Source organism: Amycolatopsis sp. 2-15, assembly GCF_030285625.1.
Classification (GTDB): Bacteria; Actinomycetota; Actinomycetes; order Mycobacteriales; family Pseudonocardiaceae; genus Amycolatopsis; species Amycolatopsis carbonis.
Window position 1 is genome coordinate 6,908,278 of record NZ_CP127294.1, and the last position, 25,766, is coordinate 6,934,043.

At 72.8% G+C, this 25,766-nt stretch carries 28 protein-coding genes and 2 pseudogenes; 22 read left to right on the forward strand and 8 right to left on the reverse strand.

Going from position 1 to position 25,766, the window contains the following annotated elements:
- Positions 1-157: 157 nt before the first annotated feature.
- The 3 genes from QRX50_RS34175 to QRX50_RS34185 are packed head-to-tail and all read left to right on the forward strand — an operon-like array spanning position 158 to position 2,588.
- Positions 158-811, forward strand: coding sequence for a GntR family transcriptional regulator (locus QRX50_RS34175; protein ID WP_285967237.1), 654 nt, complete (start codon positions 158-160; stop codon positions 809-811).
- Positions 812-828: 17 nt separating this feature from the next.
- Positions 829-1,533, forward strand: coding sequence for a 4-carboxy-4-hydroxy-2-oxoadipate aldolase/oxaloacetate decarboxylase (locus tag QRX50_RS34180; protein WP_285967238.1), 705 nt, complete (start codon positions 829-831; stop codon positions 1,531-1,533).
- Entirely contained in the window at positions 1,530-2,588 is a 1,059-nt protein-coding gene (locus QRX50_RS34185) for a 4-oxalomesaconate tautomerase (RefSeq protein ID WP_285967239.1), read from the forward strand. Before QRX50_RS34180 ends, QRX50_RS34185 begins: the two co-directional genes overlap by 4 nt.
- 19 nt (positions 2,589-2,607) lie before the next feature.
- Here the strand turns inward: QRX50_RS34185 and QRX50_RS34190 are convergent, their stop codons facing one another.
- A complete protein-coding gene (locus QRX50_RS34190; protein WP_285967240.1) occupies positions 2,608-3,804 on the reverse strand; it encodes an MFS transporter in 1,197 nt (398 codons plus the stop codon).
- A 171-nt stretch (positions 3,805-3,975) separates the two neighbouring features.
- On the opposite strand from QRX50_RS34190, the gene QRX50_RS34195 reads away from it, so the two are divergent.
- From QRX50_RS34195 to QRX50_RS34205, 3 genes are all read left to right on the forward strand, one after another.
- On the forward strand, positions 3,976-4,890 hold the full coding sequence (locus tag QRX50_RS34195; RefSeq protein WP_285967241.1) for an MmyB family transcriptional regulator: 915 nt from the start codon (positions 3,976-3,978) through the stop codon (positions 4,888-4,890).
- Positions 4,891-4,900: 10 nt separating this feature from the next.
- On the forward strand, positions 4,901-5,677 hold the full coding sequence (locus QRX50_RS34200) for a nitroreductase/quinone reductase family protein (RefSeq protein WP_285967242.1): 777 nt from the start codon (positions 4,901-4,903) through the stop codon (positions 5,675-5,677).
- A 226-nt stretch (positions 5,678-5,903) separates the two neighbouring features.
- Positions 5,904-8,153: an FUSC family protein gene (locus QRX50_RS34205; protein WP_285967243.1), complete on the forward strand. Its 2,250-nt coding sequence runs from the start codon at positions 5,904-5,906 to the stop codon at positions 8,151-8,153.
- 164 nt (positions 8,154-8,317) lie between these two features.
- Here the strand turns inward: QRX50_RS34205 and QRX50_RS34210 are convergent, their stop codons facing one another.
- On the reverse strand, positions 8,318-8,716 hold the full coding sequence (locus QRX50_RS34210; RefSeq protein ID WP_285967244.1) for a DUF302 domain-containing protein: 399 nt from the start codon (positions 8,714-8,716) through the stop codon (positions 8,318-8,320).
- Positions 8,717-8,879: 163 nt separating this feature from the next.
- Here QRX50_RS34210 and QRX50_RS34215 point away from each other — a divergent pair, with 163 nt between their 5' ends.
- From QRX50_RS34215 to QRX50_RS34270, 12 genes and pseudogenes are all read left to right on the forward strand, one after another.
- On the forward strand, positions 8,880-10,001 hold the full coding sequence (locus QRX50_RS34215) for an LLM class flavin-dependent oxidoreductase (RefSeq protein WP_285967245.1): 1,122 nt from the start codon (positions 8,880-8,882) through the stop codon (positions 9,999-10,001).
- A gap of 11 nt (positions 10,002-10,012) precedes the next feature.
- The gene (locus tag QRX50_RS34220) at positions 10,013-11,353 is read left to right on the forward strand and encodes an NtaA/DmoA family FMN-dependent monooxygenase (protein ID WP_285967246.1); all 1,341 of its coding nucleotides are present in this window, start codon (positions 10,013-10,015) and stop codon (positions 11,351-11,353) included.
- Between the two features lie 43 nt (positions 11,354-11,396).
- The gene (locus tag QRX50_RS34225) at positions 11,397-12,023 is read left to right on the forward strand and encodes a UdgX family uracil-DNA binding protein (protein WP_285967247.1); all 627 of its coding nucleotides are present in this window, start codon (positions 11,397-11,399) and stop codon (positions 12,021-12,023) included.
- 31 nt (positions 12,024-12,054) lie between these two features.
- Positions 12,055-13,203: an NAD(P)/FAD-dependent oxidoreductase gene (locus QRX50_RS34230; RefSeq protein ID WP_285967248.1), complete on the forward strand. Its 1,149-nt coding sequence runs from the start codon at positions 12,055-12,057 to the stop codon at positions 13,201-13,203.
- A gap of 160 nt (positions 13,204-13,363) precedes the next feature.
- Positions 13,364-13,733, forward strand: a pseudogene (locus tag QRX50_RS34235) (SDR family oxidoreductase); the annotation flags it as partial.
- A gap of 94 nt (positions 13,734-13,827) precedes the next feature.
- Positions 13,828-14,796 (forward strand): acyl-CoA dehydrogenase family protein, encoded by a 969-nt coding sequence (locus QRX50_RS34240; RefSeq protein WP_285967249.1) that lies wholly within the window; start codon positions 13,828-13,830, stop codon positions 14,794-14,796.
- Positions 14,793-16,070 (forward strand): bifunctional PIG-L family deacetylase/class I SAM-dependent methyltransferase, encoded by a 1,278-nt coding sequence (locus tag QRX50_RS34245; protein WP_285967250.1) that lies wholly within the window; start codon positions 14,793-14,795, stop codon positions 16,068-16,070. Before QRX50_RS34240 ends, QRX50_RS34245 begins: the two co-directional genes overlap by 4 nt.
- Entirely contained in the window at positions 16,067-16,381 is a 315-nt protein-coding gene (locus tag QRX50_RS34250) for a glycosyltransferase (protein ID WP_285967251.1), read from the forward strand. Before QRX50_RS34245 ends, QRX50_RS34250 begins: the two co-directional genes overlap by 4 nt.
- Complete coding sequence (locus QRX50_RS34255; protein WP_285967252.1) at positions 16,306-16,884, forward strand: glycosyltransferase family 2 protein; 579 nt, start codon at positions 16,306-16,308, stop codon at positions 16,882-16,884. Before QRX50_RS34250 ends, QRX50_RS34255 begins: the two co-directional genes overlap by 76 nt.
- Positions 16,885-16,971: 87 nt before the next feature.
- Positions 16,972-17,238: a DUF4235 domain-containing protein gene (locus tag QRX50_RS34260; protein WP_285967253.1), complete on the forward strand. Its 267-nt coding sequence runs from the start codon at positions 16,972-16,974 to the stop codon at positions 17,236-17,238.
- Positions 17,239-17,252: 14 nt separating this feature from the next.
- Complete coding sequence (locus QRX50_RS34265) at positions 17,253-17,429, forward strand: hypothetical protein (protein WP_285967254.1); 177 nt, start codon at positions 17,253-17,255, stop codon at positions 17,427-17,429.
- A gap of 398 nt (positions 17,430-17,827) precedes the next feature.
- On the forward strand, positions 17,828-17,992 hold the full coding sequence (locus QRX50_RS34270) for a hypothetical protein (protein WP_285967255.1): 165 nt from the start codon (positions 17,828-17,830) through the stop codon (positions 17,990-17,992).
- A 617-nt stretch (positions 17,993-18,609) separates the two neighbouring features.
- Here QRX50_RS34270 and QRX50_RS34275 read toward each other — a convergent pair.
- From QRX50_RS34275 to QRX50_RS34300, 6 genes are all read right to left on the reverse strand, one after another.
- Positions 18,610-19,347 (reverse strand): SDR family NAD(P)-dependent oxidoreductase, encoded by a 738-nt coding sequence (locus QRX50_RS34275; RefSeq protein WP_285967256.1) that lies wholly within the window; start codon positions 19,345-19,347, stop codon positions 18,610-18,612.
- 24 nt (positions 19,348-19,371) lie between these two features.
- Positions 19,372-19,977: a VOC family protein gene (locus QRX50_RS34280; protein ID WP_285967257.1), complete on the reverse strand. Its 606-nt coding sequence runs from the start codon at positions 19,975-19,977 to the stop codon at positions 19,372-19,374.
- Positions 19,978-20,073: 96 nt separating this feature from the next.
- On the reverse strand, positions 20,074-20,529 hold the full coding sequence (locus QRX50_RS34285) for a DUF6328 family protein (RefSeq protein ID WP_285974640.1): 456 nt from the start codon (positions 20,527-20,529) through the stop codon (positions 20,074-20,076).
- Positions 20,530-20,751: 222 nt separating this feature from the next.
- Positions 20,752-20,877: a hypothetical protein gene (locus tag QRX50_RS34290; RefSeq protein ID WP_285967258.1), complete on the reverse strand. Its 126-nt coding sequence runs from the start codon at positions 20,875-20,877 to the stop codon at positions 20,752-20,754.
- A gap of 120 nt (positions 20,878-20,997) precedes the next feature.
- The gene (locus QRX50_RS34295) at positions 20,998-21,915 is read right to left on the reverse strand and encodes an SDR family NAD(P)-dependent oxidoreductase (RefSeq protein ID WP_285967259.1); all 918 of its coding nucleotides are present in this window, start codon (positions 21,913-21,915) and stop codon (positions 20,998-21,000) included.
- 46 nt (positions 21,916-21,961) lie between these two features.
- Entirely contained in the window at positions 21,962-22,792 is an 831-nt protein-coding gene (locus QRX50_RS34300; RefSeq protein WP_285967260.1) for an SDR family oxidoreductase, read from the reverse strand.
- Positions 22,793-22,922: 130 nt separating this feature from the next.
- On the opposite strand from QRX50_RS34300, the gene QRX50_RS34305 reads away from it, so the two are divergent.
- From QRX50_RS34305 to QRX50_RS34320, 4 genes and pseudogenes are all read left to right on the forward strand, one after another.
- Positions 22,923-23,501 (forward strand): TetR/AcrR family transcriptional regulator, encoded by a 579-nt coding sequence (locus QRX50_RS34305; RefSeq protein ID WP_285967261.1) that lies wholly within the window; start codon positions 22,923-22,925, stop codon positions 23,499-23,501.
- Positions 23,502-23,532: 31 nt separating this feature from the next.
- Positions 23,533-24,351 (forward strand): enoyl-CoA hydratase/isomerase family protein, encoded by an 819-nt coding sequence (locus QRX50_RS34310; RefSeq protein WP_285967262.1) that lies wholly within the window; start codon positions 23,533-23,535, stop codon positions 24,349-24,351.
- Positions 24,344-25,504, forward strand: a complete 1,161-nt coding sequence (locus tag QRX50_RS34315; RefSeq protein ID WP_285967263.1) for a CoA transferase — start codon at positions 24,344-24,346, stop codon at positions 25,502-25,504. The genes QRX50_RS34310 and QRX50_RS34315 overlap by 8 nt, the downstream gene beginning before the upstream one ends.
- Positions 25,501-25,764, forward strand: a pseudogene (locus QRX50_RS34320) (FAD-dependent oxidoreductase); the annotation flags it as partial. The gene QRX50_RS34315 and the pseudogene QRX50_RS34320, both read left to right, overlap by 4 nt.
- Positions 25,765-25,766: the final 2 nt, after the last annotated feature.

The following is a 25,766-nucleotide window of genomic DNA, read 5'->3' on the forward strand; positions in this document are numbered from 1 at the left end:
TCGAGATCATCTCCTGTCGTGCCGGGCGCGTCTTCGCGGCCGGGGGTGGTCCGGGGGAACGTAACTCGCCGACCCGGATCGTCACAAGAGTCGTCTACGAAATTGTTGACAATCTCGTATGGGATGCTTAGCGTCACCATCGAGGAGAGGAGCCGGGATGACCACCACGCCCAAGGAAGGGGAGGCCGGCAAGCACGCGGCGCTCGACGCGCTGCGGGCCGCCCTGCTGGCAGGCGATGTCGTCCCGGGGCAGCGGCTGGTGGAGGCCGAGCTGGCCGAGACCTTCGGCGTCACGCGCGCGAGCATGCGCGCGGCCTTGATCGACCTGACCGCGGAAGGCCTGGTGGAGCGCATTCCGCACCGCGGGGCCCGGGTGCGGGTGGTGTCGGTCGAGGAGGCCGTGGCCATCACCGAGTGCCGCATGGTGCTCGAGGGCCTGTGCGCGGCCAAGGCGGCGGAGAAGGTGACCGACGACGAGATCGACTCGCTGCGCGAGCTGGCGGGGCGGCTCCGGTCGGCCGTCGACGACGGCGACTCGACGAAGTACTCGGAGCTCAACCGCGAGCTGCACCGCACGGTGCGTGAGATCGCGGGCCAGTCCGTGGCGGCGGAGCTGCTGGAGCGGCTCCACGGCCAGATCGTCCGCCACCAGTTCCGGCTCGCCATGCGCGCGGGCCGGCCGCACGTGTCGCTGCCCGAGCACCTGGCGATCATCGACACGATCGCCCGCCGCGACCCGGACGCCGCCGAGCAAGCGGCCCGGGCGCACCTGCGCAGCGTGATCACCGCGCTGCGTGAGACCGACAACTGAGCGATGGAGCAGGCTGAATGAACAACGTGGTGGTGACCGACGTCCCCCGGGCGCCCGGCGACAAGATCGACGAGCTGGCCGGCTTCGGGGTCGCCACGGTGCACGAGGCGCTCGGGCGCGTCGGCTACGTCGGCACCGAGCACCGCCCGCTGCACCGCGGCTCCCGCATCGGCGGTTCGGCCGTGACGGCGCTGTGCTGGCCGGGCGACAACATGATGATCCACGCCGCGGTCGAGCAGTGCCGGCCGGGCGACATCCTCGTCGTCACCACCGCTTCCCCTTCGACCGACGGGATGTTCGGCGAGCTGCTCGCCACGTCGCTGGTGTCGCGCGGCGTGCGGGGTCTCGTGATCGACGCGGGCGTGCGTGATGTCGCGGAGCTCAAGGAAATGGGCTTCCCGGTGTGGTCGCGGGCGATCAGCGCGCAGGGCACCGTGAAGGCGACGGCCGGTTCGGTCAACGTGCCGGTGACCGTCGGCGGACAGACCATCCACGCCGGCGACGTGATCCTGGCCGACGACGACGGCGTGCTGCGAGTCGCGCAGGCCGACGTCGAACGGGGCATCACCGCGTCGAAGGCGCGTCTGGCCAAAGAAGAAGCCACCCGGGCGGCCCTGGCCGGCGGCGAGCTGGGGCTCGACCGCTACGGGCTGCGCGAGAAACTCGCTTCGCTGGGCGTGCGGTGGGTAACCGCCGAGGAGTACGCGAAGGAACAGGCGTGAAGGGCGTCCCCTGCCTGCTGATGCGCGGCGGCACGTCCAAGGGCGCGTACTTCCGTGCCGAGGACCTGCCCGCCGACGCGGCGGAGCGCGACGACCTGCTGCTACGCATCATGGGCAGTCCCGACCCGCGCCAGATCGACGGCATCGGCGGCGCCCACCCGCTCACCAGCAAGGTCGCCGTGGTGTCGCCGAGTACCTCGCCCGGTGCCGATGTCGACTACCTGTTCCTGCAGCTCGGCGTGGCCGAGGCAACCGTGAGCGACCGGCAGAACTGCGGCAACCTGCTCGCGGGCGTCGGCCCGTTCGCAGTGGAACGCGGCCTCGTGCCGGCCGGGGACGGCGAGACGACCGTGCGGATCCGGATGGTCAACTCGGACAGCACCGCCGTCGCCCGCTTCCCCACGTCCGGCGGAGTCGTGGAGTACGCGGGTGACACGGCGATCTCCGGCGTGCCCGGCACCGCGGCTCCGGTCGTGCTCGACTTCGCCGACACCGCCGGGTCCACGGGCCACGGCCTGCTCCCGACCGGGCATCTCGTGGACACTGTGGACGGTGTGCCGGTGACCTGTGTGGACAACGGCATGCCCGTGGTCGTCGCGCGGGCCGCCGACTTCGGGCTCACGGGCTACGAAACCGTCGAGCAGCTCAAGGCCGACACCGCGTTGCGCGAGCGGATCCAGTCGCTGCGGTTGCGGGCGGCCGAGCTGATGGGCCTCGGCGACGTGCGCGACAGCTCGGTCCCCAAGACCACGCTCGTCGCGCCGCCCGTCGACGGCGGCACGATCTGCACCCGCACGTTCATCCCGCTCGAACCGCACACGTCGATCGGCGTGCTCGGGGCCGTCAGCGTGGCCACGGCGCTCCTGCTGGACGGCGCTGTCGGGCACGAGCTGGCGAAGCTGCCCGGCACCTCGCGCATCGACGTCGAGCACCCGACCGGTCACCTGCAGGTCGAGGTCGAGGTGGACGCGGGCGAAACCCCGCCGCGGGTTCGCCGCAGCGGGGTCGTGCGCACGGCCCGGAAGCTGTTCGACGGCACGGTTTTCCCGCGCTGACGCCGTTCCCCGGGGGTGCTCAGGCGCCCCTGGGGAACGCGTGCCCGCGACCGCCGACCACCGCGATCACCGAGAAGACCAGCAGCACCAGCGAAGCCCACGTGATCGATGCCGTGCCCAGGCCTGCGATCAGGAGCCCGCCGACGAGTCCGCCGAGCGCGATCGAGCCGGAGAAGAACGAGATCACGATCGACTGGGCCACGTCGGCGGCTTCGACCGTCGCGGTGATCGCGGCGCCGATGAACAGGCTGGGTGAGCTGCCGAACGCCAGCCCCCACGCCGCCGCGGCGAGGTAGACGAACGCCGGCACACCCGAGAGCACCGCCAGGACCAGCACGCTCACCGCGAACAACAGGGTGCTCGCGACGATCAGCTTACGCAGGTGGTGGTCGATGTGCGCGCCGACCACGACCACGCTCAGCACCGACGTGACACCGAAGGCGAACAGCACCCACCCGACCTGGCTCTCCAGGCCCGCGAACCGCAGGAAGTCGGTCACGTAGGTGTAGAGGATGTTGTGCGCCACCATGTACGTGGTCAGCGCGAACAGGATCGTGCGCAGCCCGGGCATCGCGAGGACCTGGCCGAGCGTGAAGCGTTCGTGGCCCGCCTGGCCGGGCAGGTTCGCCAGGTTCACCACGAACCACAGCATGTTCAGCAGGCTCAGCGCCGCCGCGACCCAGAACGCCGTCTGCCAGCCGCCGAAGGTGCTCAGCCACGTGCCGACCGGGACACCGAGGGCCAGTGAGATCGGCGTGCCCGCCAGCGCGATCGCGATCGCGCGCCCCTGCACGCTCGGCGGCGACAGGCGCGCGGCGTACCCGGCGAGCTGCGTCCAGACCAGCGCGGTGCCGAGGCCGGCGACGAACCGGATCACCATCGTGAGGGTGTAGTCGGTGGACAACGCCGTGAGCGCGTTGGTGATCGCGACGGTGCCCAGCGCGACCTGCAGCACGGTCTTGCGCGACCACTTCACGGTCAGGCGCGACAGCGGGATCGCGGCGAGCGCGGTGGCAGCGGCGTAGACAGTGACGATCTGGCCGGTGGCCGCGACGCTCGTGGACAGGGTCCGGCTGATCTCGGGCAGCAGGCCGGCGGGCAGGCACTCGGTGAGGATGCCGATGAACCCGGCGAGGAACAGGCCGAAGAGGGCCTTGCCCGGGAGCCGGTCCCGGCCGCGCGCGGTGGCGGGCGAAGCTGCGGTGGTTTCGGTCATCTCACTGATCCCTCTCCCTGGTGCCGGGCCGTTCGGCGGGCCCGGGTTCACTGTGCGCCGGGCGGGCAGGGTTACCCAGGTGCCCGTTTCGCGTACGTCCGGCATGCCTGCTACTGGCAGGGACAGGCTCAGGAGCAGCGTTTTCGTGGTTCCGACGCGATACTGAGGGACATGGCGACGCGCCCTCGCACCGAGCAGGCGCTGGACCCGCGCGCGGAGCTGAGCGAGTTCCTGCGCTCGCGGCGCGCCCGGCTGAAGCCCGCCGACGTCGGGCTGCCCGAGTACGGCCGACGCCGGCGTGTGCCGGGGTTGCGACGTGAGGAGCTCGCGCAACTGGCCGGGGTTTCCGTCGCGTACTACACGCGGCTGGAGCAGGGCAACGGCCGCAACGTCTCGCTCGAGGTGCTGAACGCGATCTCCACCGCGCTCGACCTGTCGGAGACCGAGCACGCGCACCTGCTGCACCTGGCCAAACCGCGGCAACGCGACCGGCCGGCACCGCGGCAACGGCAGCAGGTGCGGCCGGTGCTGCAGACGATGCTGGACGCGATCGAGAGCGTGCCCGCGTATGTGTGGGGCCGCCGCACCGATGTGCTCGCCTGGAACAAGACGGCGTCGGCGCTGTTCGGCGACTGGACCGCGCGAGCGCCGCAGGACCGCAACTGGGCCCGCATCGTCTTCCTGGATCCGGCCGCGCGCAGCCTGTACCCGGACTGGCGAACGAAGGCGGCCGACGTCGTCGGGCAGCTGCGGCTCGACGCCGGGCAGCACCCGAACGACCCGCTGCTCACCGAGCTGGTCGGGGAGCTGTCGGTGAAGAGCGAGGAGTTCCGCACGATGTGGGCCGCGCACGACGTGAAGCGCAAAACGCACGCGACGATGCGGCTGCGGCACCCGCTCGTCGGCGAGCTGACGGTGTACTACGAGACGTTCACGCTGCCCGAAGACCAGGACCAGGCGTTGTCGGTGTACCACACCGAGCCCGGTTCGAAGTCGGAGGAAGCGTTGCGGCTGCTGGCCAGCTGGGGCCCGGACGCGCCCGCCTCGGTCGAGCACGCTCGCGCGCCGGGGGCTTCGAGCCACTAGCCTGGACCGCGTGACCCCCGACTACACGTCCACAGTGGACCTCGCCCGGCCCGCCGGCGACGAGCGCACCGCCGAGCAGTGGGCGCGCGCCGTCTGGGAAGACGCGCCGGCGGCGCTGCGGACGTTCCTGCGCGTGGGCTGGCGGTGCCTCGGCCTCGGCCTGCGCACCCGGCCGGGGCCGGGCCTCGTGCTCGGCTGGACGGTCGTGAGCTCCGAGCCCGGCCGGGTGGTGCTCGAAGCGCCGTCAAGCCTGCTGACCGCTCGCAACACCGTCGAGGTCGGCTCTCGTGTCCGGTGGACGACGACCGTGCGGTTCGACCGCGCACCGGCCCGGGCGTTGTGGGCGCTCGCGACGCCCGCCCACGCGGTGGTCATCCCGTGGCGGCTGCGCGAAGCCGCCCAACGGGGCAGCGGGTGGCACCGGCTGGTGACGACGTTCCAGCGCCGCGTCGGCAACCCCGTGCTGTCGCGGCTGCCCGGCCAGGTCCTGCTGGAGACCACGAGCCGCACGTCGGGTCTCCCCCGCCGCACGCCCGTCGGCGGCCGCCGCACCGGCGACGAGTTCTGGCTGGTGTCGGAGTTCGGCACCCGCGCGCAGTACGTCCGCAACCTGCAGGCCGATCCGCACGTCCGCGTGCGGCTGCGTGGGCACTGGCACCGCGTGACCGCCCACGTCCTGCCCGACGACGACGCCGTGGCCCGGCTGAAGTCGTTGCCGCGCTTGAACAGCGTCGGTGTGCGTACGTTGGGCAACAACCTGCTGACGGTGCGCGTCGACCTGGAGTGAGTGAGCACGCCGGTCACCGCGTCGAAGGGCAGGGTCGGGGTGATCGTGCGGCCGGCGAGCGGGCGCCCCAGGGCAGCATGAGGACCGTCAACCAGGTCCGCGCGGTGCGTGGCGGCGTTCCACAGTGGATCCAAGCCCGGTGCGGGTCCTTGACACGCGCGGTTTTGCCCGACCATGCTCGCGTCCGGGCGTGGTGCCCCCTCGACGGTGGGAGGCACGGCGGGCCATGACGGTTCTCGAGTGGCTGCGAAGCCGGGACAACAACCTCTCGGCCCTGCGCCGCACGGGCCGGGCCGCGATCATCCTGCCGTCGCTGTTCGCGGTCGGGAACCTGGTGCTGGGCAACGCGCTGACGGGCCTGTTCGCGTCCGTCGGCTCGGTGGCGCTGCTGCTGTTCGTCGACTTCGGCGGGCCGATCCGCGACCGGGTGTTCGCGCAGGGCGCGCTCGTGCTCGCCGGCGGTGTGCTGATCTCGCTGGGCACGCTGGTGTCGCGGGTCGTGTGGCTCGCGGCGGTGACCACGGTGGTGGTGGCGTTCGTGGTGCTGTTCGCCGCCGTGGTGAGCTCCGTGATCGCGAGTGCCACGACGTCGTTGCTCGTGTCGTTCATCCTGCCCGCGACGCTGCCCGGCTCGCTCGCCACACTGCCCGACCGGCTGCTGGGCTGGGGCATGGCGGGGGTTGTGTCGATGGCCGCCGTCGCCGTGCTGTGGCCCTCGCCGGTGCGCAACCCGCTGCGGCTCGCGACGGCGCGGGCGTGCGCGTTGCTGGCGCAGCGGCTGCGGACCGAGGTCGAGTGCGTGCGCTGCGGGTTCCTGCCGAACGTGGTGGCGCAGGTCGACGACGTCGTCGCGGAGTCGAGTGCCGCCGTCGCCGCACTGCGGGACTCGTTCTTCGGCACGCCCTACCGGCCGACGGGGCTGACGACCTCGACACGCACGCTCGTGCGGCTCATCGACGAGGTCGTGTGGCTCGAGGGGATTCTGGCGCGGATGCCCGTCGCCGAAGGCCACGGCGCCACGACGGCGGCGGTGTCGGAGGTCAAGCTGGCGGCCGCCGTGCTGCTGGACCACGGCGCGGGGCTGCTGAAGGTGGTGGCTTCGGCGCCCGACGACCTGATGGCCGAGCTCGCGCGGCTGCGGGACGCGCGCGGGGAGATGGAAGCCACCGCGACGTCCGCGTTGCCGGACCCGGACACGGCGGAGTTCGTGACGTCGCTCGAACCGAGCTTCCGCGCGCAGGAGATGAGCTTCGCGATCTCGGCGATCGCGCAGAACATCGAGCTGACCGTGGCGGCGCGGCGGCGGACCTGGTGGGAGCACCTGATCGGGCGGCGACCGGACGGCGCGGGTTCGGCGTTGTCGTCGGTGCAGGAACGGACGGGCGCGCACGTCGCGTGGAACTCGGTGACGCTGCACAACAGCCTGCGCGGCGGCATCGCGCTAGGGGCGGCCGTGCTCATCGCGGAGCTGACCGGGGTGGAGCACTCGTTCTGGGTCGCGTTCGGCACCATGGCCGTGCTGCGGTCCAACGCGCTGAGCACCGGCCAGAGCGCGGTGCGGGCGCTGCTCGGCACGGTCGCGGGGATCGTGGTCGGCAGCGTGCTGATCCTGCTGCTCGGCCACGACACGGCGGTGTTCTGGGCGCTGCTGCCGATCGCGGTGGTGTTCACGGGGCTCGCGCCCGCCGTGATCTCGTTCGCCGCCGGGCAGGCCGGGTTCACGGTCGTGCTGTTGCTGCTGTTCTCCCTCATCGCGCCGGCCGGGCTGCGGATCGGGCTGGTGCGGGTGGAGGACGTGGCGCTCGGGTGCGCGGTCAGCCTCGTGGTGGGGGTCGTGTTCTGGCCCCGCGGCGCCGCGGCCGAGCTGCGGCGCGCCGTCGCCGACGGCCTCGCCGAAAGCGCCCGCTACCTGCGCGGCGCCGTCGAGTACGGCGTGAGCCGCTGCGACGCGCTCGTCCCCGCGACCATCGAGCCCGGCGACGAGAACCGCCGCGCCGCCGCCGCGGCCCGCCGCCTGGACGACGCGTTCCGCGTGTTCCTCACCGAGCGCGGCCCGAAGCACGTGCCTTTGGCCGACGTCGCCGCGATGATCACGGCGGTCGCGGTGCTCCGCTTGACCGCCGAGGCCGTGCTGGACCTGTGGCGCCGCGAGACGGGCGGCCCCGCCGGCGACCGCACCGCCGCTCGCGCCGAGGTCCTCGCCGCCGGCGACGAACTCGCCCACTGGTACGAAGCCACCGCCGACGCCCTCACCGGCCCCGGCGCCGTCCCGCCCGTGAAGTCCCGCGACCCGGCCGCCGACGCGCGCCTCCTGACGGCCGTCCACCGCGACCTCTCCGGCGACGACCACCAGGGCACCGCGACCGCCGTGAAGATGATCTGGACCGCCGACCACCTCGACGCGGCCCGCCGCCTGCAGCCCACGCTGGTCGGCCCGGTGACGACGGCAGCGCGGCATTCGTCGTTGCTGAGCTGAGGAACAGCTTGGGGCGCTTTCAGGGGCGAGAAAGCGCGCCGGCAACGCCGAAAGTTCCGCCCACACCACGGCAGGCAAAGCACTGCGCCAGTGGCGAGTGCCCTGCCCGCCGTCCAAGCGCATTCGCGCCGAGCCCGCGCAGAGCTCGGCGCTGCTGAAGACTGCTACTCCGTCGCCTTCCCCACGAGCGTCACGAGCCCCTTGCCCAACGCCGCTACCGCGGCCGCGCTGGCGTCGCCGAGGTTGTGGCGCTCGGCGAGCCACGTGGCGTCGTTGTAGGTGACGTGTACCGCGCCCTGGTCGTCTTCCCAGGCGAGCACCTTCAGGGGCAGGTCGAGGCCGCTCGTGGGGCCGTCGGCGAGCAGCGGGGTACCGCCGCGGCCGTGGCCGAACACCAGCAGCTGCATGGGCCGCAGCTCGAGGCCCGCGGCGACCGCGTTGGCCGCGTGGTCGATGCGTGCGAACACGACCAGCCCCGCGTTCTCGGCCAGCTCCACGAGCCGGTCCACGGTCTCCCCCACCGGTCGGCTGCTCGCGACCGTCACCAGGCCTTCTCCTGCCATCACCACTCCCTCGTCCACTCCGGGTTCCGCGTGGACGCTACTCCACGGCGTTATTCCCGATCGGGCGGGAAAACCCCGGCTTTCCCAATGGCTGGTTCCGGCTGCCGCACCCGCGTATCCCGGCGCACACTGCGAAGGCAGGCCGAGCGGAAAGGACGCGCACATGGCAGGTGGACCCTTGCTCGCCGTCGCCCTGGAGGGGGCCGGCTGGCACCCGGCGGCGTGGCGGGAGCCGGCGGCACGGCCGGCCGAGCTGCTCACCGCCGGGTACTGGACCGACCTGGTGCAGGAGGCCGAAGCGGCGAAGCTGGATTTCGTCACCTTCGAGGACTTCCTGTCTCTGCGCACCGACGCCCGCGGCCCGTTCGAGGACCGCGCCGACGTCGTCCAGGGCCGGCTCGACGCGGTGCTCATCGCGTCGCGGGTCGCGCCGCTGACCTCGCGCATCGGCCTGGTGCCGACGGCCGTGGTCACCCACACGGAGCCGTTCCACCTGTCGAAGGCCATTGCGACGCTCGACTACATCAGCGGTGGCCGCGCGGGCGTGCGCGTGCAGGTGTCGCGCCACGAGGAGGAGTACCGCAACTTCGGCCGTCGCGAACCGGCCGACGCCGCGGAGCTGTTCGACGAGGCCGCGGACTACGTCGAGGTGCTGCGCCGGCTCTGGGACAGCTGGGAGGACGACGCGGAGATCCGCGACGTCGCCACCGGCCGGTTCGTCGACCGCGAGAAACTGCACTACATCGACTTCGAGGGCCGCTGGTTCTCGGTGAAGGGCCCGTCGATCACCCCGCGGCCGCCGCAGGGCCAGCCGCCCGTCGCCGCCCTGGCGCACAACGACCGGGCCTACCGGCTGGCCGGCCAAGCCGCCGACCTGGTGTACGTGACGCCGCGGGACCGGGCAGACGTCGCGAAGATCCGCGCCGCCGTGGACGAGCGGCTGCGGGTCTTCGCCGACCTCGTGGTGTTCCTCGACGACAAGCCGGGCGCCGCCGCCGACCGCAAGGCGCGCCTCGACGACGTCGCGGGCGCCGAGTACAGCTCCGACGCGCACGTGTTCACCGGCACGCCCGCCGAGCTCGCCGACCTGCTGCTCGACTGGCACGCCGCCGGACTGACCGGCTTCCGCCTGCGCCCAGGCGCGCTGCCCGACGACCTCACCGCCGTCACGCGCGGGCTCGTGCCCGAGCTGCGTGGGCGCGGCGCCTTCCGCCACGACTACGCAGCCGCCACGCTGCGGGGCCGGCTCGGCCTGCCCCGCCCCGCGAACCGCTACGCCGCCTGAGGAGGGACCCGATGACCGAGCCGAAGCAGATCCACCTCGCGGCGCACTTCCCGGGCGTCAACAACACCACCGTGTGGAGCGACCCGGAGGCGGGCAGCCACATCGAGTTCAGCTCGTTCGTGAAACTCGCGCAGACGGCCGAGCGCGCCAAGTTCGACTTCTTCTTCCTCGCCGAAGGCCTGCGGCTGCGCGAGCAGAACGGCCTCATCTACGACCTCGACGTCGTCGGGCGCCCCGACACGTTCACGGTCCTCTCGGCGCTGGCCGCGGTCACCGAGCGGCTGGGGCTCGCGGGCACGATCAACTCGACGTTCAACGAGCCGCTCGAGGTGGCGCGCCAGTTCGCGTCGCTCGACCACCTCTCGGCCGGGCGCGCGGCGTGGAACGTCGTGACGTCGTGGGACGCCTTCACCGGCGAGAACTTCCGCCGCGGCGGCTTCCTCCCGCAGGACCAGCGGTACTCGCGCGCCGAGACGTTCCTGCGCACGGCCTGGGAGCTGTTCGACTCCTGGCGCGGCGACGAGGTCGTCGCCGACAAGGCGAGCGGCCGCTTCCTGTCCGACGCCCACGCGGGCGCGTTCTCCCACCACGACCGGCACTTCACCATCGACGGCCGGTTCCCCGTGCCGCGCGGGCCGCAGGGCCGGCCGGTCACCATCCAGGCCGGCGACTCCGACGAGGGCCGCGAGTTCGCCGCCGCCACGGCCGACGCCATCTTCAGCCGCTACGGCACGCTCGAAACCGGCCAGCCGTTCTACCGCGACGTCAAGGGCCGCCTCAAGAAGTACGGCCGCACGCCCGACCAGCTCGTGATCATGCCCGCCGCGACGTTCGCCCTCGGCGACAGCGACGCCGACGCCCACGAAAAGGCCCACGAGGTGCGGCTGCAGCAGGTCAGCGAGCAGACAGCGATCAAGTTCCTCGAACAGCTGTGGAACACCGACCTGTCCGAGCACGACCCGAACGGCCCGCTGCCCGACTTCGACCCCGTCGTCGGCGAGGACCTGATCTCGAAGGGCCGCGCCAGCGTGCGGATGTACCGCGACCCGCTGGCCACGGCCAAGGAGTGGCGCCAGCTCGCGGAGGCCAAGAACCTGACCGCGCGGGAAGTCGTCATCGAGGTCACCGGGCGCCAGACCTTCATCGGCTCCCCGACGACCGTCGCGACCGCCATCAACGACCTCGTGCAGAACGACGCCGCCGACGGCTTCATCCTCGTGCCGCACGTGACGCCGGGCGGGCTCGACGAGTTCGCCGACACCGTGGTGCCGCTGTTGCAGGACCGCGGCGTGTTCCGGACGGAGTACGCGGGGACGACGCTGCGGGACCACCTGGGGCTTTCGCAGCCCTGAGGTGGCAGGTGTGCCGGCGGCTCCAGCCGGGTAACCGGCCGCCATGCCGACGAGCCACGCGGACGGCGCCGCACCGCCCGACACCGCCGACCTCACCCGCCTGCGACGGGCGGCTGCGGACTGCACGGGGTGCGGGCTGTACCGCGCCGCCACGCAGACCATTTTCGGCGAGGGGCCGCGCCGGTCCGAGGTCCTGGTCGCCGGGGAGCAACCCGGTGACCAGGAAGACCGGCAGGGCAAGCCCTTCGTCGGCCCGGCGGGCAGGCTCCTCGACGAGGCGCTCGCCGAAGCCGGGTTCGACCGTGAAGCCATGTACGTCACCAATGTGGTGAAGCACTTCAAGTTCACCGAACGCGGCAAGCGGCGGATCCACGAGAAGCCTTCGCGCGCTGAGGTCGTCGCCTGCCGGCCCTGGCTGGTCGGCGAGCTGCGCGCCGTGCGGCCGCGGCTGCTGCTCCTGTTGGGCGCCACCGCGGCCCAGTCGGTGTACGGCACGGCCTTCCGCATCACCCGGCGGCGCGGCGAGCCGATGGCGCCGCCCGAGGAGTTCGCCGGTCTCTTCGACATCGGCGTCGCGACCGTGCACCCCTCGTCCGTCCTGCGCGCCCCCGACCGCGAGACGGCGCGGGCCGAGTTCATCGCGGATCTGCGGGCCGCCCGGGAGAAGTGAGAACCGCCGCCCGACCGGGTAGCCGAGGGCCATGACAGACGAAACACTGGTCGTGATCGGCAGTGGCCCGGCGGGGGTGTCCGCCGCCCGGGCGTACCGCGAAGCAGGCGGAAAGGGCCGTGTGCGGCTGTTTTCCGCTGATCCAGCCCTGCCGTATGCCCGGCCGCCGTTGTCGAAGGGCTTCCTCCGCGGCGAATCCGGTGAGCCGGACCTCGCGCTCGAAGGCCCGGGAGACGACGTCGAACTGAGCCTCGACGACCGCGTCACCGCGCTCGGTGAGCGCGAGATCCGGACGGCTTCCGGGGCCGTGCACGGGTTCACGCAGTGCGTCCTGGCCACCGGCGCCGAACCGGCCCGGCCGCCGGTGCCGGGAGCCGACCATCCGGAGGTCCGCTGCCTGCGTTCCCTGAGCAGTTCCCGGGAATTGCGGTCGGCGGCCGAAGGTGCCCGCAGCGCCGTCGTGGTCGGCGCCGGGTTCATCGGGTGTGAGGCGGCGGTCTCGTTGGCCCGCCTCGGACTTCAGGTCACGGTGCTGTGCGCCGACTCCGTGCCGCAGGAGCGGCGGCTCGGGCGCGACGCCGGCGAGCTCATCCTGCACTGGCTCGAAGCCGAGGGTGCCAGCGTGCTGCGCGGAACCCGGCTCGACGCGGTGAGCGAGGGCCACCGCGTCCACACCGACCTGGGCCCGGCGCTCGACACCGACGTGGTGCTGCTGGCCACCGGAATCCGGCCGCGGATCGCGCTCGCCGAGAAAGCCGGCCTGGCGGTGGAGAACGGCCGCGTGCGCACCGACGAGCACCTGCGTACCAGCCGCCCGGACGTCTACGCGGCGGGCGACCTCGCGTTCGCCCACAACCCCGCCGCCGGGCGCGCGCTCGCGGTCGAGCACTGGGGTGAAGGCCTCGCGATGGGTGAGATCGCGGGCCGTTCGGCCGCCGGCGAAGACGCCTCGTGGGACGCGGTTCCCGGTTTCTGGTCGGAAATCGGCGACGAGGTGCTCAAGTACGCCGCGTGGGGCGACGGCTTCGCCGCCGCGCGGCCGGTTTCCCGCGACGGCGGCTTCACGGTCTGGTACGAGCGCGACGGCGAGGCGGTCGGCGTCCTCACCCACAACGCCGACGAGGACTACGAACGCGGCAGCGACCTGATCCGCAACCACCGGCCAGTGCCACCGCGCTGACGTCTCCCGAACTCACGAGAAATGACCTCCGCAGCTTTGGAATCGCCTCGGCGGGGGTACCCGCGGATCGCAACCCCCGACCGCACAGGAGATCGCATGTCGGACGAGCAACGCCCGCAGCAGCAGGAGCCACCCGGCGTCACCGAGGAGATGGAACCGCTCGCCGGAGGATCTGACCGACGAGCAGTGGCTGCGCGCGCTCGACGTGAACATGCACGGCTACTTCCGCGCGACCGCCGCGGGCCGGCCCACCTGGTCGATTGGCCGGCGATCGTCAACACCGGCTCCGTGAACGGCCTGCGGGGCGACAAGTCCCTCGTCGACTACTCCGCCACCAAGGGCGCGATCCACGCGTGGACCTACTCGATGGCCCAGGCGTGGCCGAGCGCGGGACCCGCGTCGACTGCGTGGCGCCGGATCCGGTGTGGACACCGGTGATCCCCTCGATGTTCCCGCCGGAGAAGGCCGAGACATTCGGTTCGCAGGCGCCCTTCGGCCGCGCCGCGCACCCGGGCGAGCTCGCGCCCTCCTAAGTCATCCTCGCCGCCGAGCGCCATTCCTCGTACTACAGCGGCGAAACCACTCCCGGCCGATCCCCGTCCCTGCGGCAGACAGGAATCCTCGATGACCTCGTTGCTGGCCGATGCGCCACCCCCGGAACCGGTTCCGATGCCTCGGACCGTCGAGTGGGTTGCCGCCGAGCTGCGCGCGCTGGCGGCCGGCGGCGCGCTGGAGCTGCCCTTGCCCGGCCACGGCGGGCTGGCTCGGCGCTGGGCGGCGCTGGCCGCGCTGGGGCGCCGCGACCTGGCCCTCGCGCGCCTCGCTGAAGGGCACACCGACGCCGTGGCGATCCTCGCCGAAGCCGGGCGGAAGCCGGAACCTGGGGCGCGGTACGGGGTCTGGGCCGCGAAGTCCGGCGGCACCGGCGCGGTCCTGGACGGAGACCGGCTGACCGGCACCGTCCGGTTCTGCTCCGGTCTCACGACCCTCGATCGGGCGCTCGTCGCCGCGCAGGACAGGCTGGTGGAAGTCGACCTTTCGGCGCCCGGGGTGACGCGCCGGCCCGAAGCGTGGCAGGCGCTCGGGATGGACGCGTCCGACAGCGGGGACGTCGAGTTCGCCGACGTGCCCGTGGAGCCGGAAGCCCTCGTCGGGCCGCCCGGCTGGTACCTCGAGCGGCCCGGGTTCGTGTTCGGCGGCACGGGCGTGGCGGCGGTGTGGCTCGGCGGGGCGGCCGGGATCGTCGACGTAGTGCGCGAAGTCCTGGCGGCGAAAGCCGACGAGCACCAGCTCGCCCACTTCGGTGCCCTGCACGCCGCGCTCGCGTCGGCCGACGCGTTGCTCACCGCGACCGCCGCCACACTCGAGGACGCGGCGGATCCCGCGCTGCTCAACGACACCTGCCGCGCGAGCGTCGAGCACACCGTCCGCGAGGTGCTCGACCGCGCGCCCCGCATCACCGGGCCCGCGCCGATGTGCCGCGACCGGCGATTCGCGCAGCGGCTCGCCGACCTGCAGGTCTTCGTCCGCCAGCACCACGGCGAGCGGGATCTCGCCGCGCTGGGCCGCCGGGTGGTGGAGGTGACGCCGTGAAGCCGTTCGTGCCCGAGAGCGAGTGGACCCGCGAGTTCGAGCCGTGGCCGGAGGAGGACTTCCGCCGTGCGCTGGTGGTGGCGGCGCACCCCGACGACGAGACGCTCGGCGCGAGCGGCCTGGTGCAGCACCTGCACGCGGCCGGCACCGAGGTGACCCTGGTCGTCGCCACCGACGGCGAAGCCGCGTTCCCCGACGCCGACGCGGACGAGCGCGCGCAACTCGGCCGGACGCGCCGCGAGGAGCTGGTGCGTTCGCTCGAAGCCCAGGGTCTGTCCGGAGCAGAGCTGGTCTGGCTCGGCCTGCCCGACTCCGGCCTGGCCGAGCACGTCCCGGAGCTGACCGACGCGCTGCGGGAGCTCGCCGCCGGCCGGGACCTGCTCCTGCTGCCCTGGCCCGAGGATCCGCACCCGGACCACCAGGCGGCGGGCCGTGCGGCGGTGGCCGCGGCGCCCGTGACGGCACACCGCTGGGCGTACCCGATCTGGCTGTGGCACTGGGTCCGGCCGGACGCGGCGGACGTTCCCTGGAACCTGGCCCGTTCGCTTTCGCTCTCCCCCGCCCAGCGCGCGGCCAAGGCAGCGGGCCTGCGGGAGTTCGTGTCGCAGCTGAAATCCGGGCCACGCGGGGAGGGCCCGATCCTGCCGCCCGAGGTGCTGGCCCACTTCGACCGGCCGCATGAGACGTTCTTCCGCGTGCCGCCCGCGCGGTCCGCGCCCGTCGGCCGATTCGCTGAGCTCTACGCGGGTTCGCCCGACCCCTGGCAGGTGGCGACGAGCTGGTACGAACGCCGCAAGCGCGCGCTGCTGCTGGCGGCGCTTCCGCGGGAGCACTACGGCACGGTCGTCGAACCCGGCTGCGGCACCGGCGCCCTCACCCGTGAGCTCGCCGGCCGGTGCGACCGGCTCCTGGCCTCGGACCCCGTCACAGACGCGGTGGAGCGCACCCTCCTGGCCACCGCCGGCTCGTCCTCGGTGAGCGTCCACAGAGGAGCCGCGCCGGAGGTGCTGCCCGGCGGCCCCGTGGACCTGGTGGTGTTCAGCGAGCTGCTGTACTACCTCGACGACGCTGACCTCGCCCGCACCGTGGAGCGGGCCGTCGAGGCGCTGGGCCCGGGTGGCGAGATCGTGGCCGTCCACTGGCGGCATTGGGCTCCGGAGGCACCCCGCGACGGCCGGGAAGCACACCGCCACCTGCTCGACCACCCGCGGCTCGGCGTCGTGGTGGAGCACCGGGACGAAGAGTTCCTGCTGCACGTGCTGAGGCGCCGGTGATCAACGCCGTCGCTGTGGTGGTGCCCGCCCGCAACGAAGCTGCCCTCCTGCCCCGCTGCCTCGACGCCGTCCGGCGCTCGCTCGCCCTGTTGCCGGCCGGCACGGCCCGGACGGTGATCGTGGTGGCCGACCGGTGCACCGACGCCACCCCGGCGATCGCCCGCCGCCACGGCGCCCGCGTGGTGACCACGACCCGGTTCGGCACGATCGGCGCCGTGCGGACCTCGGCTGCCGCGTGGCGCTCGACGAGCTCGACTCCGTCACGCCTTCGGGCGTGGTGCTGCTCAACACCGACGCGGACACCGAGGTGACGCCGGTGTGGGCGCTGCGCCACCTGGACCGCGCCCGCCGCGGCTGGCACGCTTCGGCCGGTCCGGCCCACCTGTCCGCGACCTTTCCTGGCAGCTCGGCGGCGGCCGCGCGCTACCACGGCATCGTGGCCGGCGCCGAGGCCAACGTCTACGGCGCCAACCTCGCCGTCCGCGCCGACGCGCACCTCGCCGTCGGCGGCTTCGGCCCCCTCGCGACCGGCGAGGACCACGCCCTGTGGCACCGGCTCGGCTCGGCCGGGTTCCGGCGCTGCCACGAGCCGGCGGCCCGCGTGTTCACCAGCCCCCGGCTGCACGGGCGCGCGCCCGGCGGGCTGGCCTCGCTCCTGCACGGCCTCACGCACCCGGACTCGGCCGGCGTCACGAGCGCAGGCGCGTCACGATCAACAGCCACGCCATCGCGTCGGCCAGGTTGCGGTGAACCCGCGGCACGCGGTCGGACCCCAGCATCCGCAGGGGACGCAGCACCGCGAGGCGGCCGGTGACGATCGCGTAGGGCACCGCCGCGGCGCGGGCCGCCTCGCGGGCCCGGACGAGGTTGAGACCCGCTCGCGCCGGGGTACCCGGCCGGCATGAAGAAGATGCTGTACAAACCGTTGAACTTCGCCGTCAGCGCGCTGGGTGGTCTCGTCGCCGGCCAGGTCTTCAAGCTGCTGTGGCAGCGGATCGCCGGCGAGGACGATGCCCCGAACGCGACGGACAAGCACCGCAGCTGGCAGGAGATCCTCATCGCCGCGGCTGTGCAGGGCGCGATCTTCGGCGTGGTGACGGCCGCCGCCGAGCGCGCCGGCGCCCTCGGCTACGAGAAGGCCAGCGGCGAGTGGCCCGGCGACGACTGACCTCGGGAGCGACCGTGGACGACGAACGACCCATGTCCGAACCCCACCCCGTGGCCGCCGACGAGGACTCGAGCGGCAACCATCCGCCCCCTGCGCGGCGGGCCGAAGGGGAAACGCCGCTGGAGGACGAGCAGGGCCGGTCCCGCCGCGGGCACCCGAGCAGTACGGAGAACTTCCGCGGCGGCGACTGAGCGGCCCGAGCCCGGGCCGAGGGGTTGCGCCCCCAGTGCTGTCCGATGCCGGCGCCCGGGTGCCTCGCCGGTCACCGGTTCGGGGTCGGCGCGGCGCTCGGCGTGAACGCGGTTCACCGACGCACCGCCCGGCCTGATCGTGATTGTCCACATCGGACTCCAACTGGCCCGTGATAGCCGGAATCCGCTGGCCTTTCCGGGTGCGGGGTGCGTCGGGCACCTCCGGCTCGTTGTGGAGCGGCGGACGAGCGGGCGTCACCGGCACCCGCCGCGCCGGGGGCGACGGGGTGCCAGCCGGATGCGCAACCCCTCACCTTCCGGGTGAAGCGGAGTCGCGTTTGCTTGCCGCGGGGGCGGGTATCCGGAATCGTTGTGGGGCAAAGAGAACGGAGGCAACCATGACCATGGCCGAACAGGAGATCCGACAACAGCCGGACGCGGACGCCGAACCCACGTCGCGCGCCGCCGAGCTGCCCGGGCAGAACCGCTGGGAAGCCGGCAACGAGATCCGGATCGCCGCGCAGCGCGCCGGGCGCGAATGGCAGCAGCCGGAAACCGACTGACCTGCCGTTTTCGACCACTCCCCGTCCCCGAGCATCATCTTCAGTGTGGCCTGATCGCCCTTGCGGCGCGCCCTCGGCGGACCGGCCTCGGCCCGTGCGCGAGACGAGCGGAGCCGACCGGGGTTCTCCGGCTCGGCCTGGCCGAACGGGCACGTCCGGCTCGGCACTGCCGGCCTGGGCCGTCGCGACGTACGGTGGCGGCCGCCCACGAAGCGGCCGCACCGAGTCTCGGACGCCGAGTTCACCACCTCACGAGCAGCCTGCCGGCCGGTTGATCGGCACCGATCCCGACCTCGTGGCGCTGGGCGACCGCACCCGACGGCGACAAAGTCCCGGGCCTCGCCGGCGGCTACCTCACCGCCGAGCCGCTCCGGCGACGCCTCGCCGAGCACACCATCGCGGCGCACCCGCGTGGGCTCGCGGCCGACGTCTTGCCGTAGCGATCGGACCCGGACGCACCTGACGCCGCACACGACCGGAGGTTCGTCGACCGTCTGCTTGCCCGGGCCCGGCAGCAGCCCGCCCGCAGCGCTCCACCTTCGCCACATCGGTTCGACCGTCCTCAATGGACTGGAACGTGAATCCGCCACCCGAGGCTTACCCGCCCCCGACCCGGCTCAGAACACGAACTGCTGCCCACCGTCGATGTCGTACGTGGCGCCCGTCAGCGCGGTGTTGATCATGAGGTGCACGGCGAGCGCGCCGACGTCCGCCGGGGTGACGACCCGGCCGATGGGCAGCGTGGCGCGCAGTTCGGCGCGGCGGTCGGCCAGGCCTTCGCCCAGCAGGGAGGCGGACAACGGCGTGTCCACGAACCCCGCGGCGATCAGGTTCACGCGGACCGGCGCGATCTCGAGCGCCAGCGTCGCCGCGAACGGGGGCAGCGCGGCGGTGGCCGAGGACACGATGCCGAGCGCACGGTTCACCCGCCGGCCGCCGGTGCCGCCCATCAGGACGAGCGAGCCGCCCGGCGGCATTTTCGGGGCGGCGTTGCGGGCCACTTCGAGGCCGACGACGAGGTGGTCGCTCAACGCGTCGCGGATCTCGGCCGCGGTCATCTCCAGCAGCGGCCCGTAGTGCGGCGCGCCCGCGGTGATCATGACGTGGTCGACGGCAGTCAGGCCCTGGAAGAACGCGGCCATCGCCGCGGGGTCGGTCGCGTCGAACGCCGCCGTGTCCTGCGCTCCGACGTCGGCCGCGGCCTTTTCGAGCTTCTCCGGATCGCGTCCGGTCAGCACGACCTGCGCGCCCTCGGCCCGCGCGAGCCCCGCGGTCTCCAGGCCGATCCCCGCGCTGCCCCCGATGACGACGACGGTCCGGCCCGCCAGACCTCGCCCCCGCTCGACGTCCGTCATCCGTTCTCCGTGCTCGTGAAAGCCTCAGAGCGGCAGTTCCGTGCCCGCCTGCTCGGCCACCATGTACCGGCTGTACCACTCCGGCCAGTTCTCGTCGGCCTGGCCGGTGCATTTCTCGTGCTCGCCGTGGGCCACCGACGCGCGGCGCATCGCGTCGGCCAGGTCGCTCACCGAGGCGAACGACGTCTCCGCCGCGTCGACCCGCCCGGGCAGCCGCGTGGTGACCTCCTGCAGCTGCCACTGGTTCCCGTCGGGATCGGCGAACGTGGCCTGCGACTGGTAGCTGGTGCGGTCCGGGTCCAGCCCGGGCTCCGGCCCGGCTGCGCCGAAGTGGAAGATCTCGCTCATGGCCACGCCGGCGGCGACCAGCGCGGCGCGAGTCGCCTCGATGTCGGAGACGACCACGTACCCCTTCGCCGACCCGGGTTTCGCGTCCGTGAGGTTCGCCCCGAACTGCACCGAGCACGGCGACCCGTGCGGGGTCAGCTGGACGACCCACGGCGGCGTCTCGTCCAGCCGCCAGCCGATTCCCGTGTAGAACGCCTTGGCCCGCTCGACATCCGCGACGGGGATCACGATCACCTCGACCTTCATGTCGACGTTCCCGAGCCCGCTCTCCGACGTGGTCATCCGGCCTCCCGTGGCAACGCAGGCGCCCCAGCGTAGCCGTTGTGCCCCGCAGCTAGCCGGGCGTTGAAAATCTCCCCGCCGATCGGGTCCGGCCGCTCACCCGCGTTTGAGCAAGCGCGGCATGACACCCCAGAACCCGATGAACAGCAACAGCACGAAGCCGGCGACGCCGAACATCGCCGCCGCGCCGTAGACGACCTTCGCGATGAGCGCGACCGTCACCGTGATGGCCAGCGCCAGGCACACCAGCCCGGCGATAACCACGCGATTGCCCACGCCGACGATGCGCTCGCGGCGGCCCGTCCGGAACAGCAGCCGGTGCCAGGCCGCGGGCGCGGTCAGCAGCGCCGTCGCCGCCACCGCGAACACGACGGCCGCCAGGTGCAGGCCCTTCTCGAACCCGCTCGCCTCGCGGAACAGGGAGGTGAACACCACCGAAAGCAGGAATCCGAACAGGATCTGCACCCCGGCCTGGGCCACGCGCAACTCCTGGAGGAGCTCGTTCACGTTCCGCCCGAGCTTCTCGTCACGGGTCTCACCGGAGTGCTCCATCACCCGTCCGAGTGTAAGTACGACCGGCAAGACGGCAGCGCACGCGAAGTTTCACGGGCGGCAGAGGGGGTATCCGAATTTCAGGCGCGGCACGCGGTCCCAGCCAGGCCGCGCCGACCGGGCGTCGCCGGCTCACTCGGTCGGCGACGCCCTTCCACCTGCCTGGAACACCGGGGATTCCCGCACTGTCCACATCGGCCAGTGCGAGAATTCCCGTCACTGTCAGGCGAACTCACTACCGTCCGCTGGGCGCCGGGTCGCGGTCAGCACCTCCAGGTCGACCGTCACGCCGTACACGTCGAGTGCGTCCTCCGCCGACAGCAGCTCGTCGCGCACGTCGCGCAGCACCGCGACTGGCCCGAACCCGACGTGCGCCAGGTACTCGGGCTCAGCTTCGACGACTTGTTCCTGAAGGAGCTCGGCGTTCCGGGAGTAGCTCGCTAGCCGGTCCCGCGCTGTCCACTGTGGTCAGCCGAGCAGGCGCAGCGTCGAGTCCCACAGCCGCGCCGCCAGCTCGGGATCGATCGCGTACGGCGCGACTCCGCTGGCGCCCGGCGTGGGGTTCGGCTGGACCGGCGCGAGGGCGTTGTCCTCGAAGTAGCGGCCCGTGATGCCCTCGACCAGGGGCGAGCCCGCCAGCAGCACCGACGTGGCCGCGCCCTGCTCGGGGGTCTTCCAGCCCGGCGGGACGGCGAGGACGTTGCCGTGGGCGTCCGTGGCGCCGACGAAGCCGAGCTGGGCCTCGTCGAGGTGGCGCTGCAGGTTGGTCATGATGCAGCCCGGGTGCAGGGCGTTGACGGTGATGCCGTCGGCCGCCCAGCGTTCGGCGAGGGCGACGGTGAAGAGGATCATCGCGGTCTTCGAGCGGGCGTAGGCGGTCCACGCTTCATACGGCGTGCGCTCGAAGTGCGGGTCGGCGAAGTCCACCGCGGACATGAGGTGGGCCGAGGACGCGACGTTGACCACGCGGGCGCCGCCGGCCTGGGCGAGGGCGGCGTGCAGGCCGAGGGTGAGCTCGGCCGGGCCGAGGTGGTTCACGGCGAACTGCCGTTCCCACCCGTCGGCGGTGCGGGTGAGCTCGGGCAGGGCCATGGTCCCGGCGTTGTTGACGAGCAGGTGCAGCGGTCCGTCCCACGCGGCGGTGAAGGCCGCGATGCCCGCGCGGTCGGCCAGGTCGAGCTGCACGGCGGGCAGGTCCTCGACGGCCTGGGGGTCACGGACCGCGACGGTCACGTCGGCGCCGGCCGCGGCCAGGGTGCGGGCGGTGACGAGGCCGATGCCCGACGCGCCTCCGGTGACGATGGCGCGGCGGCCGGTGAGGTCGACGCCGTCGAGCACCTCGGCGGCAGTGGACGAAGCGGTGAACGGCAGTGCGGTGTCAGTCATTGTTTCCGGCTCTCTTCGCTCTTCTCGGCACCCGGGTGCCGAGGTCTCAACGGGGGAAATCGGTGCTGCGGGCCACGTCCTCGCCCGCGGCCAGCTCGGCGAGGCGCGTGGACAGCGCGGCGCGGATCGCTTCGAAGGCGTCGCTGCCGAGGGCGAGGCGGCGCGGGGCCGGGGTGACGTCGGCGGAGTCGATCACGGCCGTCGCGACGCGGGCCGGGTCACCCGGGGCGTCGCCGGTGAGGTTGCCGGCGCCTTCGAGGTACCGGCGGACCTGGCCGACGGGCGTGCTCGCGTAGACGTCGAGCGGTTCGGCGACGGTCGTCGCCGCGCCGAACCCGGTGCGGACGGTGCCGGGTTCCACCATCGTGATGCCGACGCCGAATGGCGCGACTTCGCCGATCACGGACTCCAGGAAGCCCTCCACACCCCACTTCGACGCGTGGTACAGGCTGCCGCCGGGGCCGGCGAGGTGGGCGCCCATCGTGGACGTCTGGACGAACCGGCCGCCGCCCTGCGCGCGCAGGTGTGGCCGCACGGCGCGGAACAGCTGGATCGGCGCGATGGTGTTGAGCGCGAGTTGCCCCTCGATCACCTCGTCCGGCAGCTCTTCGGCCGCCCCGAACGCCGCGGCGCCGGCGTTGGAGAAGACCACGTCGATGCGCCCGAACTCCGCGAACACCTGCTCGACCACCGACCGCAGCCGCGCCGTGTCGGTCACGTCCAGCTGCGCGGTCCACAGCAGGTGCTCGGGTCCCAGATCGGCCAGTGTGTCCGGCCGGCGGGCGGTGGCGGCCACGCGGTGTCCCCGCGCCAGCAGCTGCTCGGTGACCGCCCGGCCGATGCCGGTCGACGCGCCGGTGACGAACCAGGTACCCATGTCGTACCCCTCGATAGTTCCAACTGGCTGGTTTACTCCGCGCACGAGACTAAACCAACTGGATGGTTTAAAACCTAGCCACGGCCGCCGCGGATTGTCAACCAGCCAGTTGGTTTATTACGCTGAACCCATGACGTACGACTCGGACGCGACCCGCGCCCGCCTGCTGGAAGCGGCCCACGACGAGTTCGTCGAGCGCGGCCTCGCCGGTGCCCGGGTCGATCGCATCGCGGCCGCGGCTTCGGCCAACAAGCAGGCCATCTACGCGTACTACGGCTCCAAGAACGCCCTTTTCGACGCCGTTCTCGACGCGCGGCTCGGCGTGCTCGCCGACCTGGTCCCCTTCACGCCCGACGACCTGCCCGCCTACATCGGCGCCCTGTTCGACTACCTCGTCGCCGAGCCGACGGTGATGCGCCTCATGCAGTGGAAGGCGCTGGAGCGCCCCGAAGCCTCGGCCGCGGAGGTGCGCGCCCACGTCGACAAGGCCGCGGAGATCTCCACCGCGCACGGCATCGACGCGGAGCAGGGCATCGACGTCCTCATGCTCACCCTCGCGCTGGCGCAGTCGTGGAACCTCACCCCGCCGGAGATCCGCTCCCCCGGCGGCCGCGACTCGGCCGCTCGTCTCAAGCGCCACCGTGCGGCGGTGTCGCGCGCGACGGCCGCCGTCGTGACCGAACTCCTGGGCGCCGACGGTGCAGACTGAGCCCTGATCACCCACGAGCGGAGGGAGCCGCATGAGCCGGTACGCGCGTTTCGAGCACCTGAGGGTCGACGGGCCGGACGAGGACGGCGTGGTCGAGCTGGTGCTCGACGGGCCGAACCTCAACGCCGTGAGCGAGGCCGCGCACGGCGATCTGGCCGAGATCTGGCGCGAGTTCGACCGCGATCCGGCGGTGAACGCGGTGCTGCTGCGTGGCGAGGGCAAGGGGTTCTCCGCCGGCGGCTCGTTCGACCTGGTCGAGAAGCTGACCACCGATTTCGAGGCTCGCTCGCGCACCATGCGGGAGGCGCGCGACCTCGTCTACAATATCATCGACTGCTCGAAGCCGATCGTCTCGGCGATCCACGGCCCGGCCGTCGGCGCGGGGCTGGTCGCGGGGGTGCTCGCGGACGTGTCGGTGGTCACGAAGACCGCGAAGATCGTCGACGGGCACACGCGGCTCGGCGTCGCCGCCGGGGACCACGCGGCGATCTGCTGGCCGCTGCTGTGCGGGATGGCGAAAGCCAAGTACTACCTGATGACCTGCCGCCCGATGACCGGCGAGGAGGCCGAGCGGATCGGCCTCGTTTCGCTGTGCGTGGAGGAAGACGCGCAGCTGCTGCCGACCGCGCGCGACCTCGCCCGGGAGCTGGCGCTGGGCGCGCCGAACGCGGTCCGGTGGACGAAGCAGAGCCTCAACGCGTGGTACCGGCAGATCGCCGGCGCGATCTTCGACTCCTCGTTGGCGCTGGAGTTCTACGGGTTCGCCGGGCCGGAAGCGCGCGAAGGCCTGGCGTCGCACCGGGAACGCCGCAAGCCCGATTTCACCGGCCGGGGCGGTGCGGATGCCTGAGGCACTGCTCGACGGGCTGCGGGTGGTCGAGATCTCCAGCTACGTCGCCACTCCCCTGTGCGGCCTGACCCTGGCCCAGCTGGGCGCCGACGTCGTGCGCGTCGAGCCGCTGGGCGGCGCGCCCGACCGCACGCGCTGGCCGCTGGCCGGCTCGGGCACGAGCCTGTACTGGACCGGGCTCAACAAGGGGAAACGCGCGATCGCGGTCGACCTCGCGGCCGAAGTGGACCGACACCGGGTGGCCGACCTGATCGTCCACGGTGGACCGTGCGTGGTCGTCACCAACACCGCCCGGCACCCCGAGCTCACGCACGCCGCGCTGTCCGCCCGGCGTCCCGACGTGATCCACGCGCTGTTGGAAGGCCACTCGGACGGTGGCGCCGCCGTGGACTACACCGTCCAGGCGGCCACGGGGTTCCCGCTGGTCACCGGCCCGGCCGACGTGCCCGGGCCGGTCAACCACGTCCTGCCCGCGTGGGACCTCGCCGCCGGTCTGTACCTCGCGACCGGCCTGCTCGCCGCCGAGCGCCGCCGCCTGCGGACCGGCCGGGGCGCGTCGTTGCGCGTCGCGCTGGAGGACGTCGCCCTCGCCACCGCGGGCAACCTCGGCTACCTCGCCGAGGCCCAGGTCACCGACCACGAACGCACCAAGTCCGGCAACGACATCCACGGCACCTACGGTCGCGACTTCACCACGGCCGACGGCGTGGCGGTCGTGGTCGTCATCCTGACCGAACGCCACTGGACGAAGCTGCTGGCCGCCACGGGTCTCACCGCCGCCTTCGCGGCTCTGGGCGATTCCCTCGCCATCGACTTTTCCGGTGAAGCCGCCCGCTTCGAGCACCGCGACCTCATCTCGGCGCTGCTGGCCCGCTGGTTCGCCACCACGCCGTACGCCGACGCGGCCAAGGCCCTCGACGCCCACCGAATCCTGTGGCAGCGCTACCGCACCTTCGCCGAGGTCGGCCGTGACCCGGGGCTGGCGGACCAGGAGCTCTTCGCACCCCTCGACCAACCCGGCGTCGGCCCGCACCTGGCGCCGAAGTCGCCGCTCGTCGTCGACGGCACGCGCCTCGACCCGAGTCCGGCGCCGTCCGTCGGGGAGCACAACGCGGAGGTCTTCGGCCCGCCGAAGCGCGAGGCGGATCGGTGAGCACGTACGACGCGATCGTCATCGGCGGTAGGCACAACGGGCTCGTCGCGGCGCTGTACCTCGCGAAGGCCGGGTGGTCCGTGGCCGTCGTGGAGCGCAACGACCGCGTGGGCGGGGCGATCGCGAGCGGGGAGGTGACGCTGCCGGGGTTCGAGCACGACCTGTACTCGACGAACCAGAACCTGTTCCTCGGTTCCGCCGCCTACGCCGACTTCGGCGCCGACCTCACGCGGCTCGGCCTGAAGTTCCGGGTCACGCGCCG